The sequence below is a fragment of the Demequina aurantiaca genome, assembly GCF_050598105.1.
Classification (GTDB): domain Bacteria; phylum Actinomycetota; class Actinomycetes; order Actinomycetales; family Demequinaceae; genus Demequina; species Demequina aurantiaca_A.
The window spans coordinates 2,403,310-2,420,213 of sequence record NZ_CP192436.1 but is presented as its reverse complement, the minus strand read 5'-3'; the positions used below and the strand labels follow the sequence as shown (position 1 = coordinate 2,420,213).

Sequence of the window (16,904 nt, the reverse complement as noted above, 5' to 3'; positions counted from 1 at the left end):
CGGGTGTCCCAGCGGGGACCTACGATGGTGGGTGCCGGCATTCGCCGGTTTTTCGGCGTGCCCAGAATCACAGTTCTGCCCCTGGAGGACCCTCGTGACCACCACCCTGACTTCCCCCGTGCTTGAGCAGCTGCTCACGTCCCTGTCAGACGCCGGCGCGATGCCCGCGCTGGAGTCGGTTCCGGACGAGGCGCTGATTCAGGCCGCCACGTCTGCGGCCCCGGCGATCGTGGCGCTGGCGGTCCGGGACAAGGACCGCGTGGGCGACACCGCCCCGCTCGTGGTGGTCACCGCGACCAGCGGCGACGCGGAGACGTTCACCAACGCGCTCGGCGCGTACCTCGACCCCGCCACCGTCGCGATCTTCCCGTCGTGGGAGACACTTCCGCACGAGCGCCTCAGCCCCCGTGCCGACACCGTCGCGCGCCGCCTCGCGACGCTGCGCCGCGTGGTCCACCCCGTCGACGCCCAGCGGGAGACCGGCCTGGCGCCGCTGCGGGTGGTGGTCGCGCCCATCCGCGCGCTGCTGCAGCCGATGGTCGCCGGACTGGCGGACCTGATCCCGGTCCAGGCCAACAAGGGTGACGTCATCGACCTCACCGAGTTCATCGGCGCGCTGGGCGAGGCGGCCTACACCCGCGTGGACATGGTCGAGCGCCGCGGCGAGTTCGCGGTGCGCGGCGGCATCGTGGACGTCTTCGCCCCCACCGACCCCCACCCCGTGCGTATCGAGTTCTTCGGCGACGAGGTGGACTCGATCCGTTCGTTCTCCGTCGCCGACCAGCGCTCGCTGGTCGAGGTGGAGCGCCTGTGGGCGCCGCCGTGCCGCGAACTGCTGCTGACGGCCGCCGTCCGCAGCCGCGCCTCCGAGCTTCAGGACCGCATCCCGGCGGCGGCGGACATGCTCGGTCGCATCGCGTCCGGTGTCGCCGCCGAGGGGATGGAGAGTCTGATCCCCGCGCTCGTCGACCGCCTGGTGCCGCTGACCGAGGTGTTGCCCGTGGCCACCCGCATGGTGGTCATCGAGCCCGAGCGCATCGCGCGCCGCGCTGAGGACCTGCACCGCACCGCCGACGAGTTCCTGTCCGCGGCCTGGGTGGCGGCGACCGCCGGCGCCGACGCCCCCATCGAGGCCTCCGAGGGCTCGTTCCTGTCGCTCGACGAGGTGCGCGAGGGCGCCGTCGAGCGCGGCATCGGCTGGTGGGGAATTGGCCCGTTCGGCGCGGCCGATGCGGTGGTGACCGGGGTATCCGAGGTCGAGGATTACCGCGGGCGCCTCTCCGTTGTACTGGACGCGGTGCGCAGCCGCATCGCCGACGGCTGGAGCGTCGTGATCACGGCGGGCGGCTCCGGCAGCGCCCACCGGATCGTGGAGCAGTGCGGCGAGGCGGAGATCCCCGCGCGCTTCCAGGAGTCGCTCGAGGCCGTCGAGGGAGTGGTCTCGGTGGTGCCGCACATCACCGGCGCCGGCTTCCAGGTGGTGGAAGCGAAGCTGCTGGTACTGCACGAGTCCGACCTCACGGGGCGTCGCACGACGACCGCGGGGCCCAAGGTCCGCGTGCCCTCGCGCCGGCGCAATGCCGTCGACCCGCTGCAGTTGCGCACGGGAGACTTTGTGGTCCACGAGCAGCACGGTGTCGGCAAGTTCGTGGAGCTGACCAAGCGCACCGTGCGCGGCACCGAGCGTGAGTACCTGGTGATCGAGTACGCGCCCTCCAAGCGCGGACAGGCGGGCGACCGGTTGTCGGTGCCCACCGACCAACTCGACCAGATCACCAAGTACGTGGGCGGCGAGGCCCCGGCGGTGTCCAAGATGGGCGGCTCGGACTGGGCCAAGACCAAGGGCCGGGCGCGCAAGGCCGTCAAGGAGATCGCGGGGGAGTTGATCCGCCTCTACAGCGCCCGGATGGCCACCAAGGGGCGCGAGTTCGGGCCGGACACGCCCTGGCAACGCGAGCTCGAGGAGTCCTTCGCGTTCGTGGAGACGCCCGACCAGCTCAGCGTGACCGACGAGGTCAAGGAAGACATGGAGAAGGCGGTCCCGATGGACCGGCTGATCTGCGGCGACGTGGGCTTCGGCAAGACGGAGATCGCCGTGCGCGCCGCCTTCAAGGCCATCCAGAACGGCGCCCAGGTGGCGGTGCTGTGCCCCACCACGCTGCTGGTCAAGCAGCACGTGGACACGTTCACCGAACGGTTCGCGCAGTTCCCCGTCAAGGTCGCGTCCCTGTCGCGCTTCCAGACCGACAAGGAGGCCAAGGAGGTCATCGCCGGGCTCTCCGACGGCACCGTCGACCTGGTCATCGGCACGCACCGCCTGATCACCGGCTCGGTGCGGTTCAAGGACCTCGGGCTCATCATCATCGACGAGGAACAGCGATTCGGCGTGGAGCACAAGGAGACGCTGAAGGCGCTGCGCACCAACGTCGACGTCCTGGCGATGTCCGCGACCCCCATCCCCCGCACGCTCGAGATGGCCGTCACCGGCATCCGCGAGATGTCCACGCTGGCGACCCCTCCGGAGGAGCGCCACCCGATCCTCACGTACGTGGGACCGCAGGAGGACGCGCAGATCATTGCCGCGCTCAGGCGCGAGCTGCTGCGCGACGGCCAGGCGTTCTACATCCACAACTCGGTCAAGACCATCAACCGCGCCGCGGCCAAGATCTCCGAGTTGGTCCCCGAGGCGCGCGTCGCCGTGGCGCACGGCCAGATGGGGGAGAAGGCGCTCGAGCAGGTGATCGTGGACTACTACGAGAAACGCTACGACGTGCTCGTGTGCACCACCATCGTCGAGACCGGCCTGGACATCTCCAACGCGAACACGCTGATAGTGGAGCGTGCCGACACGTTCGGTCTCAGCCAGCTGCATCAGCTGCGCGGTCGCGTGGGACGCGCCCGCGAGAGGGCGTACGCGTACTTCCTCTACCCGCCGGACCGCACCCTGACGGAGACCGCGCACGACCGCCTGCAGACCATCGCCGCGCACACCGACCTGGGGGCCGGCATGGCCGTGGCCATGAAGGACCTCGAGATTCGCGGCGCCGGCAACATGCTGGGCGGCCAGCAGTCCGGCCACATCGAGGGAGTCGGCTTCGACCTCTACATCCGCATGGTCGGGGAGGCCGTTGCCGGCTTCCGCGGCGAGGGTGAGGAGGAGCGCGCGCCGATGACGGTCGACCTGCCGATCGACGCGCACCTGCCTACCACGTACATCGAGCACGAGCGGCTGCGCCTCGAGGCGTATCGCAAGATCGCGGACGCCGCGGACGAGGCCACGCTGGTGGCCGTCGAGGAGGAGCTCGACGACCGCTACGGCGCCATGCCGGAGCCGGTCGCCAACCTCTTCGCCATCGCGCGCCTGCGCCTTGACCTGCGGGACGCTGGAGTCACCGACGTCGTGGCGCAGGGCAAGATGGTGCGCTTCGCGCCGCTCGAGCTGCCGGACTCCGCCGCGATGCGGATCAACAGGCTGTACCCGGGCACCACCATCAAGCCGGCCGTGCGCCAGGTGCTCGTGCCGGCGCCGACGACCGCTCGAGTCGGCGGCAAACCGGTCGAGGGGCTGGCGGTCCTGGACTGGGTGCGCGAGGTCATCAAGAACACGTTGGGCCCGGCGCTAGGATGATGGCTATGAGTCACGTACGTTCACGTCTTGCTGTCGCGGCCGTTGCCGCCATCGCCCTTGCTGGTTGCGCCGTCCCTGGACAGGGAGCCTCGCCTGGCACAGCCTCCGAGTTTCAGGGAGTCACGGTCACCAACGAGCAGGTGGACGCCACCTTCGCCGCATGGGCCGTGGACACCGACGGCGCGCTGGTGGCCTCTCGCGACGAGATCATGACGATGGAGCTCCTCCACGACGACCTGCTGGCTGCCTGCGCCGAGCGCGGCACCCCGATCCACACCGCCGATGCCAAGCGTCTCGCGGAAAGCTGGTTCATGGCGATGGGAATCGCGGCTGAGCCGAGTGACGCCTTCGTGCACTCGTTCGAGTCGCAGTTCGCGATCGCGGTGCTCGCGATCGACGGCGGCGACGAGACGCTGCTGGCGATCATCGAGGACGCGGCAGCGAACGCCAACGTGAGCCCGCGCAGTGGCGAGATAGACGTCGACACCTTCCTCGCCTCCATCGAGGAGGCCAAGGCCACCGCCACCCAGCAGCAGCTCGGGGCGAACTCCTACATCCCGTTCCAGCACGTGAACGCGTTCAGCGACGCGGACTCGTCCTGGATTGCCCGTGGCTAGCGGAGTAGACCGCCTTACCCAAGTCATGGACCGCCTGCGGTCCCCCGGCGGGTGCCCATGGGACGCCGAGCAGACCCACGAGTCGCTGGTGCGTTTCGCGATCGAGGAGACCTACGAGTTCGCCGACGCGGTGGAGTCGGGTTCCCGCACCGAGATGCGCGAGGAGCTCGGCGACGTGCTCATGCAGGTGGTATTTCACTCCCGCATCGCTCAGGAGAGCGCGGACGAACCGTTCGACCTGGACGACGTCGCCAACACCTGCGCGGACAAGCTGATCGAGCGCCACCCGCACGTGTTCGGAGACACCACGGTCGCCGACGCCGCCGAGGTGCGTGAGCGGTGGGACCAGATCAAGGCCCGCACGCAGAGCCGCGAATCGACGATGGACGGCGTTCCCGTCGCGCTACCCGCGCTCGCGCGTGCGCAGAAGATGCTGAGCCGCGCCACGCGCGCCGGACTGGACGTGCGCGACCCGGCCGGCGTCGGCATCGGGCAACAGCTGTTCGCGCTCGTGGCCCGCGCGCAGGCGGAGGGCGTCGACGCCGAGACCGAATTGCGCGCGGCGACCCGCGCCTACGAGGAGGCCGCGCGCGCCGCGGAGATCCAAAGATTAGGCGAGGCGGCATCGGCCGATGCGTCCGTCACCCAAGGTTCACCCAGCTGACACGAGCCGGGACCTTGGTCGGTGCGCACGCGTCAGTTCGCGCCGATAGACTCACAAGAGAAACCAATCAGCACAATAAAAGGAGCATCATGGCCAGCATTGAGGCCGTTGGAGCCCGCGAGATTCTTGACTCGCGCGGAAACCCCACCGTTGAAGTAGAGGTCGCACTTGACGACGGCACGTTCGCACGTGCCGCAGTACCTTCAGGAGCGTCGACCGGAGCATTCGAGGCAGTAGAGCGTCGCGACGGTGGCTCGCGCTACCTGGGCAAGGGCGTCGAGCAGGCCGTCACCGCGGTCATCGACGAGATCGCCCCCGAGGTCATCGGCCTCGACGCGTCCGAGCAGCGCCTGATCGACAAGACCATGATCGACCTGGACGGCACCGACAACAAGGGCAAGCTCGGCGCTAACGCGATCCTGGGCGTCTCGCTCGCCGTCGCGAAGGCCGCAGCCGAGAGCTCCGACCTGCCGATGTTCCGCTACGTCGGCGGCCCGAACGCGCACGTGCTGCCCGTTCCCATGATGAACATCCTCAACGGAGGATCGCACGCCGACTCCAACGTCGACATCCAGGAGTTTATGATCGCTCCGGTTGGTGCTTCGACGTTCCGCGAGGCTCTGCGCATGGGCGCCGAGGTCTACCACGCACTCAAGTCCGTGCTCAAGGAGCGCGGCCTGGCCACCGGCCTTGGCGACGAGGGTGGCTTCGCGCCCAACCTCGAGTCCAACCGTGAGGCACTCGACCTGATCCTGGTCGCCATCGAGAAGGCCGGTTACAAGCCGGGCGAAGAGGTCGCACTCGCGCTCGACGTCGCTGCTTCCGAGTTCTACTCCGAGGGCCACTACAACTGGGAGGGCGGTCAGAAGACCCCCGCCGAGATGATCGAGTTCTACGAGGGCCTGGTCAACGACTACCCGCTCGTGTCCATCGAGGACCCGCTGGACGAGGACGACTGGGCCGGCTGGACCGACCTGACCGCCCGCGTTGGCCACAAGGTGCAGATCGTGGGAGACGACCTGTTCGTCACCAACCCCGTGCGCCTGGCTCGCGGCATCAAGGAGAAGGCCGCCAACTCGCTGCTGGTCAAGCTCAACCAGATCGGCACACTGTCGGAGACCTCAGACGCCGTCACCATGGCGCAGCGCGCTGGCTTCACCTGCATGGTGTCGCACCGTTCGGGCGAGACCGAGGACGTCACCATCGCGGACCTCGCGGTTGCTTACAACTCCGGTCAGATCAAGACGGGTGCCCCGGCACGCGGCGAGCGCATCGGCAAGTACAACCAGCTGCTGCGCATCGAGGAAGAACTGGATGACGCGGCGGTCTACGCCGGCAAGTCCGCCTTCCCGCGCACGTACGACGTCTAACCGAAGACGCCTGCACAACTAAATCACGCGACTCGCTGCCACGCAGCGGTCAACTGGCGCGGCGCGCCGGGACAATGGGTGCATGTCTGCCCCCAGCCGTCCCGGCGCGCCGCGTTCGTCTGCGCGGACCAGCGCGCGCCCGGGGACCACCGCGGGGCAGCGGCCGGCCGCGCGGCGTGCGACGACGCCCTCAACGGGCAGCGTCCGCACTAGCGGCGCTCGTAAGTCTCAGGCGCGCCCCGGCGGCCCGAGTGGCCCCGGACGCACTTCTGCGCAGGCAAAGCCCCGGCTCTTGCCGGCCAAGGCGCGCGGTTCATGGACCGCGATGCTGTCCTGGCGCACCGCCGTGATGGCGGGCGTGGTGATGCTCGCCTTCGCCCTCATCATGCCGTCGCTGCGCGTCTACTTTGAGCAGCAACAGCAGTTGCAGCAGCTGCGCACCGAGGCCGCCGACGCACGCGCCGAGGTGACTGACCTGAACGGGGAAGTGGCTCGTTGGCAGGACCCGGCGTTCCTCGTGGCCCAGGCGCGCGAGCGTCTCGCCTACGTCTTCCCCGGTGAGACCCCGTATCGCGTGGTGGACCCGGAGACGGTGGATACCGCGGAGGAGGAACCCGCCACGTCCGTCAGCGGCGACGGCGTAGCGGTGGGAAACACCTGGTACGGAACCCTATGGGGGTCGATTCTGGTTGCTGGAAACGGTTCCGAGGCGGACGCGGAAACGGAGCCGGACTACACCGATCCCACGCCTCATCCAAAGGTCACGCAGGACGGCAGCCCGGTCACCTCGGACACCTCAAAGGTCAACGTAGACTTCTCCGAGTGAACGACACTCCCGTCTCCGCAGCCGACATCGCGGTGCTGCGCGCGCAACTTGGCCGTGAACCCAGAGGAGTCGTGGCAGTAGCCGCGCGCTGCGCATGCGGCAATCCGACCGTGGTGCACACCGCGCCGCGGTTGCCCGACGGAACCCCGTTTCCGACGCAGTACTACTTGACTCACCCCGACGCTGTCAGCGCGGTGTCGACGCTCGAGGCCAATGGTGTGATGAAGACGATGCAGGCGCGCCTGGGCGAGGACGAGACGCTGGCGGCCGACTATCGTGCGGCGCACGAGCGCTACCTCGAGGAGCGCAACGCGCTCGGCGACGTGCCCGAGATCGACGGAATCTCCGCGGGCGGCATGCCCGACCGGGTGAAGTGCCTCCACGTGCTGGTGGGTCACGCCCTCGCCTCGGGGCCGGGAGTGAACCCCCTGGGGGATGAGGCTCTCGAGCTGATCGCGCACCAGTGGCGGCCGGACCGCTGCACCTGTGGCGTGATCCTGGACGACTCCGCTCAGACGCCGGAGGTCGACGCGTGACGCGCGTGGCCGCAGTCGACTGCGGGACCAACTCCATTCGCCTGCTGATCGCTGACGTGAGCGCCGACGGCTCGTCCTTGACCGACGTGTTGCGCACCATGACGGTGGTCCGCCTGGGCCAGGGAGTGGACAAGACCGGCGAGTTCGCGGCCGATGCGCTCGAGCGCACCTTCGCGGCCGTCGACGAGTACGAGCAAGAGTGCCGCGAACACGACGTGACCGCGATTCGTTTTGTCGCGACCTCGGCGACGCGCGACGCCCGCAATCGTGGCGACTTCATCGAGGGTGTCCAGAGCCGACTGGGCGTCACGCCCGAGGTGATCACGGGGGACGAGGAGGCCGAACTGAGCTTCCGCGGTGCGGTCAGCGTCATCGATCCCGCACGCCCCGCCCCCTACCTGGTGGTGGACCTCGGCGGCGGCTCGACCGAGATGGTGCTGGGCGAACGCTCGCCCGCCAGCGCGCACTCGATGAACGTGGGGTGCGTGCGGATGTCGGAGCGTCACCTCGTGAGCGACCCGCCCACCGACGCGGAGATCGCGGCGGCAAAGGTGGACGTCGACGTGGCGCTCGATCTTGCGATGCAGAGCGTGGACGTCTCTCAGGCCCGCTCGCTCGTGGGGCTCGCCGGCACCATCACCACCGTCACTGCCCACGCGCTGGGCCTGAGCGGCTACGACCGCGACGCGATCAACGGCGCCTCGGTGTCGATCGACGACGCGATCGAGTCCTGCGAAACGCTGCTGCACGCGACGCGCGCCGAGCGCGAAGCGATGCCGTTCATGCACCCGGGCCGGGTGGACGTGATCGGCGCTGGCGCGCTGGTGTGGAGCGCAGTGATGAAGCGCGTGAGGGAGCAGGTCGTCGCGGCGGGTGGCGAGCTCGACGCGACAGTGACGAGCGAACACGACATCCTCGACGGCATCGCGTTCTCGGCGGCCGCGCGCGGGTAAGCCCCTTGCGCCGGGGCGGCTCGGGGCCGTCGCTGGCGTGGAGTCGCGCTCCCCAGTAACCTTCACCGAGAACACTGTTGACAACGAGCCGGGCGATCCGTCGCATCGGCCTCACGCCCCCGTAGCCCAATTGGCAGAGGCAGCCGACTTAAAATCGGCACAGTGCGGGTTCAAGTCCCGCCGGGGGCACCATCACGGTACATTTCTCTAGACGAGGTGTCGCCTCGTCTAGAAGTTCCTGGTGCGGTGCTCTTAGGGGGAGATTGACATGGCTAAAAATACTCGGCGGTTCGCCGGCGCAGCGATCGCTGGCGTCGCGCTCATGTTGGCAGGTTGCGCGTCTTCATCTTCGGAGGCTCCCGACCCCGTAGGCACCTGGGGGGCGACCGCAGAGGGGATGCCGCAGCTGGTCCTCGCGAGCGACGGAACCGTCACCGGCACGGACGGTTGCAACGGGATCAACACCACGTGGGAGGAAGACGGCGGCACGATTACTTTTGGTCCCTTCGCCTCCACGATGATGGCTTGTGAGGGTGTGGACGTCTGGCTCAGCCTGGCCGCCACCGCCACGATCGACGCCGACGCAATGGACGTTCAGGATGTCTCCGGTGAGGCAATAGGCACACTGGACAAGCAGACCAGCTGACGCTGGGCAAATGCTTTATCCACGACGGCCGGGGCCACGACGCTCGACGAGAGGTCGTTGGCTCGTGGCCTCGGCTGTGGGAACGGTGCTCTAGATGACGACTTGCTCTAGTTCGGGCTCCACCGCCGCCGACCCGGTCGGGACCTGGGGAGAGACCGCCGAGGCGGCTCCTCAGTTGGTCCTCGCCGCTGACGGTACCCTCACGGGCACCGACGGGTGCAACCGGCTCATGGGGGAGTGGACGGCAGCCGGCGATGCGGTCAAGTTCGGCCCCCTCGCCTCCACTCGCATGTTCTGTGAGGGCGTCGACACGTGGCTCAGCGCCGCCGCCACCGCGACCATCGACGCAAATTCGATGGACGTCCTGGACGGTACCGGGTCCCCGATCGGCACCTTGGACAGGCAGTCCAACTAACCGCACGACCTGGTGGGAAGCCATCCCGCTCGGCGCTACACTTCTCGAAATTTTCAAAGATGTTGTCACACAAAGGAGAAGAACATGGTTAAGTCTGCTCGATGGATCGCAGCCGCGGCCGCGGGGATGGCGCTCATGCTGAGCGGCTGCTCCGAGTCAACTGAGGTTGAAGGCACCTGGGGCGCGACTGCCGAGGCGAGCCCTCAGCTGGTACTGGCCGGCGACGGCACGCTCACCGGAACCGACGGGTGCAACGTACTCAACGGCTCGTGGGAGCTCGAGGGCAACACGGTCGAGTTCGGGCCGATGCTGTCCACGCAGATGTTCTGCGACGGCGTCGACACCTGGCTCTCGTTGGCGAACACCGCGACTGTTGATGGATCCACCATGCGCGTGATGAACGTCGAGGGCACCGAGGTCGGAACGCTGGAGAAGCAGGACTCCTAGGCCCGCTCCTTCACCAGGTCACTCCAGTGAGTTGCGCCGGTTTGCGCGCAGCGCGAAAGGCTTTTGACGCGCCCGCGCGCGCCAGTATGATTGCCTGACGCTGCGCCTTACCGGTGCAACAGCCCTACAGGAGGAACTCGTGGCCAGTCCGATCTTCAAACGTGGCGCGGAGTTCCAGCCCGCCAGCGGTGCCGAGGCGCACAACGCAGCCCTCCAGGGCAATAGCGTCGCGACGCAGAACGCGAACCTCAACGCGCAGTTCAACTCGCCCTCGGCCTCCCCGGCGGACACCGGCCGCATGACCTACGAGGGCGTGATCGCCAAGACGTCGGGCATCGCGATCCTGGTGCTGCTGTTCGCGATCCCCGGCTACATGTTCCCCAACACGGTGGGAATGATCGCTGGCGCCATCGTTGGCCTGGTGCTTGGCCTGGTCATCGCGTTCCAGAAGCGGCCCAAGCCGTTCCTCATCGCGCTCTACGCGATGGCCGAGGGGTACTTCCTGGGCGCGATCACCGTGTGGGTACAGGACGTCTACGACGCGCCCGGCGCGGGGCTGCAGGCGCTGCTCGCGACCGGCATCACGTTCGGCGTATGCCTGGCGCTGTACAAGTCAGGCAAGGTTCGCTACACCCCCAAGATGCAGAAGTTCCTGATGATCGGCCTCATCTCGTACATGGCCTTCTCGCTCGTGAACGTGCTCGTCATGGTGTTTGGGCCGGAAACGGATAATAATGCTTTCGGTCTGCGTACCTCATACGAGATCTTCGGCATCCCGCTGGGAATCTTCATCGGCATCTTCGCCGTGTTCCTGGCGTGTATCTCGCTCATCGGCGACTTCGACTTCATCGAGAACGCCGTCAAGCGCGGCCTGCCCGACTGGGTCGAGTGGAAGGCCTCCTTCGGCCTGATCGTCACCCTCGTGTGGCTGTACATCGAATTCCTGCGGATCATCGCGATCATGTTCGGCCGGCGCTAGGAAAGCGCCGCAATGGCCTTTTACGACCTCCCGCTTGCCGAGCTAGAGACCTTCCGGCCTCAGGTGCGCGAACCCGCGGACTTCGACGCGTTCTGGGAACGCACCATCGCCGAGGCCCGCGCGGCCGGCGGCGACGTGGTGCTGGAGCCGATCGAGAACCCACTCGCGCACGTCGAGGTCTACGACATCACTTACCCCGGTTACGGCGGCCAGAGCGTCAAGGGATGGCTGGTGCTCCCCGCTGGCGCGGAGGGTCCATTGCCCGTGATCGCGCACTACGCGGGCTACGGCAGCGGACGCTCCCTCGCGATCGAGCACACCTTCTGGGCCTCGGCCGGGTTCGCGTACTTCGTAATGGACACCCGCGGGCAGGGCTCCGCGTGGGGCAACGGCGGCGTGACCCCGGATCCCGAGGGATCGGGGCCGTCGTACCCCGGCTTCATGACCCGCGGCATTCAGTCGCCCGACGAGTACTACTACCGTCGCGTCTTCACCGACGCGGTGCGGGCCGTCGACGCGCTGCGGACCCTGCCGATGATCGACTCGAGTCGAGTCGCCGTTCACGGAGCCTCTCAAGGTGGCGGCATCGCGCTGGCGGTGTCTGCGCTGGTCCCGGACGTCCAGGCCGCGTGCATCGACGTCGCGTTCCTCTGTCACTTCGAGCGCGCCATCTCGGTGACAGACGAGGACCCCTTCGCGGAGATACAGCACTACCTGCGCACGCACCGCGACTACGTCGAGGAGACCCTCACCACGCTGAGCTATTTTGACGGCGTGAACTTTGCCAAGCGGTCCTCCGTGCCCGCGCTGTGGTCGGTGGCCCTGATGGACACCATCGTGCCGCCGTCGACAACCTTCGCGGCCTTCAACTGGTACGGCGACGGCGCAGGCGCGGTGACGAAGTCCATGGAGGTCTACCCGTACAACGGGCACGAGGGCGGCGAGTGGCGCCAGGTGGACAAGCAGCGCACGTTCCTCGCCGAACGCCTGACCTAGCCGCGACGATGCGGGCCGGCGCGTGCCGCCAGCCGCGGGCCCGAGCTAAGGCCAGTACACGAACCTAGACCGAGTCGGTGGAGCGATACGAGCCTCGCCACGCCTGGGGGAGCACCCTCAGCGCGCTGAGGATGCCGCGCACCAGCAGCAGGACCGCGGTCGTGGCAAACATTGCCACGGCGATGTACGGGGCCCAGTACAGCCACTCCGGCCGCCCGTCGTCGAGCACCAGCGAGATCAGCGTGATGACGATGCTCAGGAGGGCCAGCCAGGCCATGTCCACGCGACGCGGCCCCATGCGATCCTCGAGGGGAAGCGGGATAGAAATGACCGCCGCGGCCAGGAGCAGCGCGGCCGCGATGACCAGGCCGGAGCTGAGGGTGGTGAACGCGGGGTAATCCGGGGCGGGGAAGAACAGCCCGTCCACGGCAGTGCCCTCGACCACGCCAACGAACATCGCGACGAGGACGGGCGCCAGCCCCAAGAGCATGACCCACAGCCTGGACCAGTAGTGCAGGGCGTAGGCCGTATCTAGACGGCCGTGCGGCCGTGTTCGCCGTTCCCACTTGGTCCGCACACTCGCCTCCTCAGGCTGATCGTCGCGCGCGAAGGTCAGCGCGGCTGGCGCCAGTCTAGTCGTGCGCCGTCCGCGCGCAGGGGCGCCCCTCGCTAGGCGCCCGCGCCGGCGTAGGCGACCTGGCAGAACCCGTGGTTGCAGTAGCCGCCGGGGTTCTTGAAGAGGTAGCCCTGGTGATAGTCCTCCGCGTAGTAGAACGTGCCGTCACCGGCATCGGCCGACGGAGCAATCTGGGTGGAAATCGGGCCGAAGCCCTTCTCCGCGAGCTGGGCCTGGTACTTGTCGCGCGAGACGAGCGCGGCGGCGAGTTGCTCGTCCGTGGTCGTGAAGATCGCGGAGCGGTACTGAGTGCCTACGTCGCCACCCTGACGGTTAGCCGTGGTGGGGTCGTGGTTCTCCCAGAACTCGCCGAACAGGGTGTCGAGGGAGACCTTCGCGGGGTCGTAAACCACCTTGACCGACTCGGTGTGACCGGTGCGCGACGTGCAGGTCTCGTCGTACGTCGGGTTGGGGGTCCAGCCGCCCGCGTAGCCGACGGCGGTCGTGTAGACGCCTTCCGTCTGCCAGAAGACCCGCTCGGAGCCCCAGAAGCAGCCCATCGCGAAGTAGATGACCTCGTGGCCGTCGGGCACAGGGCCCGAGATTGGCGTTCCCAAAACCGCGTGGGCGCCCGGCATCGTGATCGGGGACTCGCGTCCCGCCAGTGCCTCGTCCTTGGTCACCATGGTCGTGTTGTTCAGGCCAAACATTAGTGCTCCTTTGCTCGTAAAGTTGAAACGCGGGCGGACACGATTCTGTTCCGCTGTCTTGAGGCTGTACGGGCGTCTTGGCGGTTAGGCTCAGGGCATGCACGATGCACCCACGGACGACACGTCCGAAATTAGCCAAGTCCGTCGACCAAAAGACTCGGGCGACAACGCGACCATTCACGTCCCGATGCCACTGCGAATAACCGCCGCATGGTCCTGGAGAATCATCGTAATCGGCATTGTCGCGATGGCACTCTTCACCGCCTTCCTCAACCTGGCGTCGCTCATGGTGCCGCTCGTGATCGCGCTGCTGATAGCCGCGCCTCTCGAACGCCTGGTGACCCGGATGGCGCGTCACGGTATTCACCGGGGACTCGGCGCCGCGCTGACCATCCTGGCCGGCCTGATTGTGATCGGCGCGCTCGTCACGCTGGCGGGCACGTCCATCGTGTCCGGCTTCGACGATTTGCGCGTGGCCGCCATGAGCGGATTCGACACCTTCATCGACTGGCTGTCGTCGGGGCCGCTTCACATCAGCAGCGTCCAGATCGATGAGTCGGTGAAGTCCCTCACCGGCCTTCTCCAGGACAACGCCTTGGGTGTCGCCAACAGCGCGGTAGGTGTCACCAGCGCAATCGGCGGAGTCTTCGCCGGCATCATCATCGCGCTCCTCGCCCTGTTCTTCTTCCTGCGCGACGGGCGCACGCTGTGGGTGTGGGGCGTCAACCACCTGCCCGTCGAGGACAAGCTTCGAGTGGACCGCGCGGGCCTGAACGCCTGGCACACCCTCGCGAGGTACACCAAGACGTCCGCCTTCGTGGCCCTCGTGGACGCGGTCGGCATCGGCCTGGGTGCCTGGATCATCGGCGTGCCGTTGGCCCTGCCCATCGCCATCCTGGTCTTCCTGTTCTCGTTCATCCCCCTGTTCGGAGCGACCATTTCCGGGGCGGTTGCCGTCCTCGTCGCGCTGTTCGACGGCGGGTGGCAGACCGCGCTCATCATGCTGGCCATCGTCCTCTTGGTCCAGCAGATCGAGGGCAGCGTCCTCTACCCGTGGCTGTTCGGCAAGGCGGCCTCGATTCACCCGATGGTGATCCTGCTGACGGTCTCCGGCGGCGTTCTGGTCCTCGGGCTGGTCGGCGCAATCGTTGCCGTCCCGCTGCTGGCCTTCGCGACCGCGTTCGTGACGGGCTACCGCAAGGGATTCGACCCGGAGACCGAGGACCCGCCCATCAGCTCGACGATCCCGGTGATCGCGCACAAGTCCCGAGACGCCCTTCGCAGGGCGCGCGAATCCATCACTCACACCACCGAGATCCGCGTGCGCAGGCACAGCGACGGCAGCACGGAGTTGATCGACGACGACGCCAGCCCTGACGCGACCCAAGCCGCTGAGCCGGCCAAGGGTGCCGCAACTGAGCCGGGCGACGACGCGAAGTAGTCTCCCGCGGGGCCAGGCCCCAACGCGAAAGCGGCCCGGTGACGTCAATCGTCACCGGGCCGCTTTCGGCTATCTGCTTAAGGTTTAGCCGGTGAACGGCTCCGCGGCGATCACCTTGACGGTGATGTCGTTGCCGTTGGGCGCGGTGTACGAGGTCTCGTCGCCGATTTTCTTGCCCAGCAACGCGGCGCCGAGCGGCGACTGCGTGCTGAAGACGTCCAGGTCGGTGCCGTCCGCGGACTCGCGGGAACCCACAAGGAACTTCATCTCGCGACCCGCCACGTTGGCGACCACGAGCATTCCGGGTTCGACGATTCCGTCGTCGGCGGGGGCTTCGCCCACGGTCGCGTCGCGCAGAATCTGGCGCAGGCGGGCGATGCGCGCCTCTTGCTTTGCCTGTTCCTCGCGGGCGGCGTGATAGCCGCCGTTCTCTTTGAGGTCACCCTCCTGGCGACGCTCGTCGATCTCGGTGGCGATCGCCGCCCGGCCCTCGCCAGCTAGGAAGTCGTACTCCTGCTGCAGGCGGTCGTAAGCTTCCTGGGTAAGCCAGGTTCCGGTCGTGTCGGGCACGTGAGTCTCCTTCTGAGCGTGACCGGCAACCATATCAAGAGAAAGCGCGACCGTCACCTATTGAAGGTTTCCTACAGCGCGTCGCCGATGCATCGGCCGGCGTTACTCGGGCGTGGGCACGCAGTAATTGACCGTCGCGGTGGTCGCCTGCTCGGTGGTCACGATGGGTGTAGTGATGACCTGCTCGGCGCCGTCGGCGCGATCGACGTGCTGGATCGCGACGCCGACCTCGGCGAAGCTGCTGTTGAGCGCGCGCACCGTGCAATCAGCGGACGCGTCCGTGTAGAGGTAGACGTTATAGGTGGCGGACGCCTCCGTGGGAACCTCCGCGACGAAGCCGACGTCGGCCCATCGGACAGGGTCGCTGGCCATCGACAAGCCGAACCAGACCACGATGGCGATGAGCGCGGCGACGCCGATCCCGGACCAGATGAGGCCGTTGCGGCTCATGGTGGGGCGAGCGGTCCCGCCGCTGCGGCGGTCGGGTTGCTCAGTGGAGTCGGGCGTCTGCATCATGAGGCAGGATAGTACGTGAAAGAGGTGGCCAACATGATTGAATTTACCGGCGGACCAGGATTTGCGGCTTTCGTCGCGACGTTCTCCCTGGTGCTCGTGACGCTAGTGCTGATGCGGTCACTGAACAAGCAGTTGCGCAAGGTGCGTACCTCGCACCCTGACGACGCGGCCGTGATGACGCGGAACGACGACTTAGACACTGAAAAGCACGATCGTGATGGCGGCGAAGTGGCAGGCGAATCCAACGATAGTTAGCGCGTGGAAGATCTCGTGGAACCCAAAGTAGCGGGTTGAGCCGCGCGGCCACTTGGTGCCGTAGATGACGGCGCCCGCGATGTAGCACAGCCCGCCAACCGCGATCAGGGTGACGACGAGGGCGCCGGCCTCCTGGTAGAACGGGCCGAGGAACCCGACGACGACGAGTCCGAGGACGACGTACAGCGGCGTGTAGAGCCAGCGGGGCGCGTCGAGCCAGAACACGCGCAGGAGGATGCCCGCGATCGCGCCTCCCCACACCAGCGAGAGCACGAGGATCGCGGTGTCCTTGGGCAGGAGCAGCACGCACAGCGGCGTGTAGGTGCCCGCGATGATGAGATAGATGTTGGCGTGGTCCATGCGCCGCAGCACCGCTTTGGTCGTGGGCGACCAGTTTCCGCGGTGGTAGACGGCGGACGTTCCGAACATCATGACGGCCGTGATCGTGAAGATCGCGGCGGTGACGCGCCCGGACAGAGTGGGGGCGAAGGTGACGAGGGCCAGTCCTCCGAGGAAGACGAGCGGGGCCGCGCCTAGGTGGAGCCACCCGCGTAGGAGTGGCTTCTGAGGATCGGGAAGGTTCGCCGGGGCGATCTTGCGGCTCTCATTCATGAACCTACGATACCGTAGGTTACGTCGTGGCAGTACCGTGGGATTCGCGATGCAATGACCGAACGCCTGGCCGTAGAGTAGGAACGCGCGCCACCGTGCGCCGGCCA

The 16,904-nt window shown here is 67.4% G+C and carries 19 protein-coding genes and 1 tRNA gene; 15 read left to right on the top strand and 5 right to left on the bottom strand.

All coding sequences use genetic code 11. From position 1 onward, the window contains the following. The first annotated feature begins 160 nt into the window (after positions 1-160). From mfd to ACQU6B_RS10965, 13 genes are all read left to right on the top strand, one after another. The gene (mfd, locus tag ACQU6B_RS11025; RefSeq protein WP_430869242.1) at positions 161-3,628 is read left to right on the top strand and encodes a transcription-repair coupling factor; all 3,468 of its coding nucleotides are present in this window, start codon (positions 161-163) and stop codon (positions 3,626-3,628) included. A 5-nt stretch (positions 3,629-3,633) separates the two neighbouring features. Next, positions 3,634-4,245 (top strand): hypothetical protein, encoded by a 612-nt coding sequence (locus ACQU6B_RS11020; protein WP_430867598.1) that lies wholly within the window; start codon positions 3,634-3,636, stop codon positions 4,243-4,245. Continuing rightward, the gene (gene mazG / locus ACQU6B_RS11015) at positions 4,238-4,909 is read left to right on the top strand and encodes a nucleoside triphosphate pyrophosphohydrolase (RefSeq protein WP_430867597.1); all 672 of its coding nucleotides are present in this window, start codon (positions 4,238-4,240) and stop codon (positions 4,907-4,909) included. Before ACQU6B_RS11020 ends, mazG begins: the two co-directional genes overlap by 8 nt. A gap of 89 nt (positions 4,910-4,998) precedes the next feature. Beyond that, positions 4,999-6,279, top strand: coding sequence for a phosphopyruvate hydratase (gene eno, locus ACQU6B_RS11010; RefSeq protein ID WP_430867596.1), 1,281 nt, complete (start codon positions 4,999-5,001; stop codon positions 6,277-6,279). 82 nt (positions 6,280-6,361) lie between these two features. Next, positions 6,362-7,105, top strand: a complete 744-nt coding sequence (locus ACQU6B_RS11005; protein ID WP_430867595.1) for an FtsB family cell division protein — start codon at positions 6,362-6,364, stop codon at positions 7,103-7,105. Further along, complete coding sequence (locus ACQU6B_RS11000; RefSeq protein ID WP_430867594.1) at positions 7,102-7,641, top strand: DUF501 domain-containing protein; 540 nt, start codon at positions 7,102-7,104, stop codon at positions 7,639-7,641. Before ACQU6B_RS11005 ends, ACQU6B_RS11000 begins: the two co-directional genes overlap by 4 nt. Then, complete coding sequence (locus tag ACQU6B_RS10995; RefSeq protein WP_430867593.1) at positions 7,638-8,594, top strand: exopolyphosphatase; 957 nt, start codon at positions 7,638-7,640, stop codon at positions 8,592-8,594. Before ACQU6B_RS11000 ends, ACQU6B_RS10995 begins: the two co-directional genes overlap by 4 nt. Before the next feature lie 115 nt (positions 8,595-8,709). Then, a tRNA-Leu gene (locus ACQU6B_RS10990) sits at positions 8,710-8,786 on the top strand. Positions 8,787-8,862: 76 nt separating this feature from the next. Continuing rightward, complete coding sequence (locus tag ACQU6B_RS10985; protein WP_430867592.1) at positions 8,863-9,240, top strand: META domain-containing protein; 378 nt, start codon at positions 8,863-8,865, stop codon at positions 9,238-9,240. Positions 9,241-9,334: 94 nt separating this feature from the next. Further along, a complete protein-coding gene (locus ACQU6B_RS10980; protein WP_430867591.1) occupies positions 9,335-9,655 on the top strand; it encodes an META domain-containing protein in 321 nt (106 codons plus the stop codon). 84 nt (positions 9,656-9,739) lie between these two features. Further along, positions 9,740-10,102: an META domain-containing protein gene (locus ACQU6B_RS10975; RefSeq protein WP_430867590.1), complete on the top strand. Its 363-nt coding sequence runs from the start codon at positions 9,740-9,742 to the stop codon at positions 10,100-10,102. A gap of 139 nt (positions 10,103-10,241) precedes the next feature. Beyond that, the gene (locus ACQU6B_RS10970) at positions 10,242-11,081 is read left to right on the top strand and encodes a Bax inhibitor-1/YccA family protein (RefSeq protein WP_430867589.1); all 840 of its coding nucleotides are present in this window, start codon (positions 10,242-10,244) and stop codon (positions 11,079-11,081) included. 12 nt (positions 11,082-11,093) lie between these two features. After that, entirely contained in the window at positions 11,094-12,077 is a 984-nt protein-coding gene (locus ACQU6B_RS10965) for an acetylxylan esterase (protein ID WP_430867588.1), read from the top strand. 64 nt (positions 12,078-12,141) lie between these two features. Here the strand turns inward: ACQU6B_RS10965 and ACQU6B_RS10960 are convergent, their stop codons facing one another. Next, entirely contained in the window at positions 12,142-12,654 is a 513-nt protein-coding gene (locus ACQU6B_RS10960) for a hypothetical protein (RefSeq protein WP_430867587.1), read from the bottom strand. Positions 12,655-12,746: 92 nt separating this feature from the next. Beyond that, the gene (gene msrA, locus ACQU6B_RS10955) at positions 12,747-13,403 is read right to left on the bottom strand and encodes a peptide-methionine (S)-S-oxide reductase MsrA (protein ID WP_430867586.1); all 657 of its coding nucleotides are present in this window, start codon (positions 13,401-13,403) and stop codon (positions 12,747-12,749) included. A 97-nt stretch (positions 13,404-13,500) separates the two neighbouring features. Here msrA and ACQU6B_RS10950 point away from each other — a divergent pair, with 97 nt between their 5' ends. Next, positions 13,501-14,844, top strand: a complete 1,344-nt coding sequence (locus tag ACQU6B_RS10950; protein ID WP_430867585.1) for an AI-2E family transporter — start codon at positions 13,501-13,503, stop codon at positions 14,842-14,844. Between the two features lie 84 nt (positions 14,845-14,928). On the opposite strand, the gene greA is transcribed toward ACQU6B_RS10950, so the two are convergent. Together greA and ACQU6B_RS10940 are read right to left on the bottom strand one after the other, a co-directional pair. After that, positions 14,929-15,447, bottom strand: a complete 519-nt coding sequence (greA, locus tag ACQU6B_RS10945; protein ID WP_430869241.1) for a transcription elongation factor GreA — start codon at positions 15,445-15,447, stop codon at positions 14,929-14,931. A gap of 69 nt (positions 15,448-15,516) precedes the next feature. Next, on the bottom strand, positions 15,517-15,930 hold the full coding sequence (locus tag ACQU6B_RS10940) for a DUF4307 domain-containing protein (protein WP_430867584.1): 414 nt from the start codon (positions 15,928-15,930) through the stop codon (positions 15,517-15,519). Between the two features lie 15 nt (positions 15,931-15,945). Here ACQU6B_RS10940 and ACQU6B_RS10935 point away from each other — a divergent pair, with 15 nt between their 5' ends. Next, complete coding sequence (locus ACQU6B_RS10935; protein WP_430867583.1) at positions 15,946-16,185, top strand: hypothetical protein; 240 nt, start codon at positions 15,946-15,948, stop codon at positions 16,183-16,185. Here the strand turns inward: ACQU6B_RS10935 and trhA are convergent. After that, positions 16,123-16,797, bottom strand: coding sequence for a PAQR family membrane homeostasis protein TrhA (gene trhA / locus ACQU6B_RS10930; RefSeq protein ID WP_430867582.1), 675 nt, complete (start codon positions 16,795-16,797; stop codon positions 16,123-16,125). The genes ACQU6B_RS10935 and trhA overlap by 63 nt on opposite strands. Between the last annotated feature and the right edge of the window lie 107 nt (positions 16,798-16,904).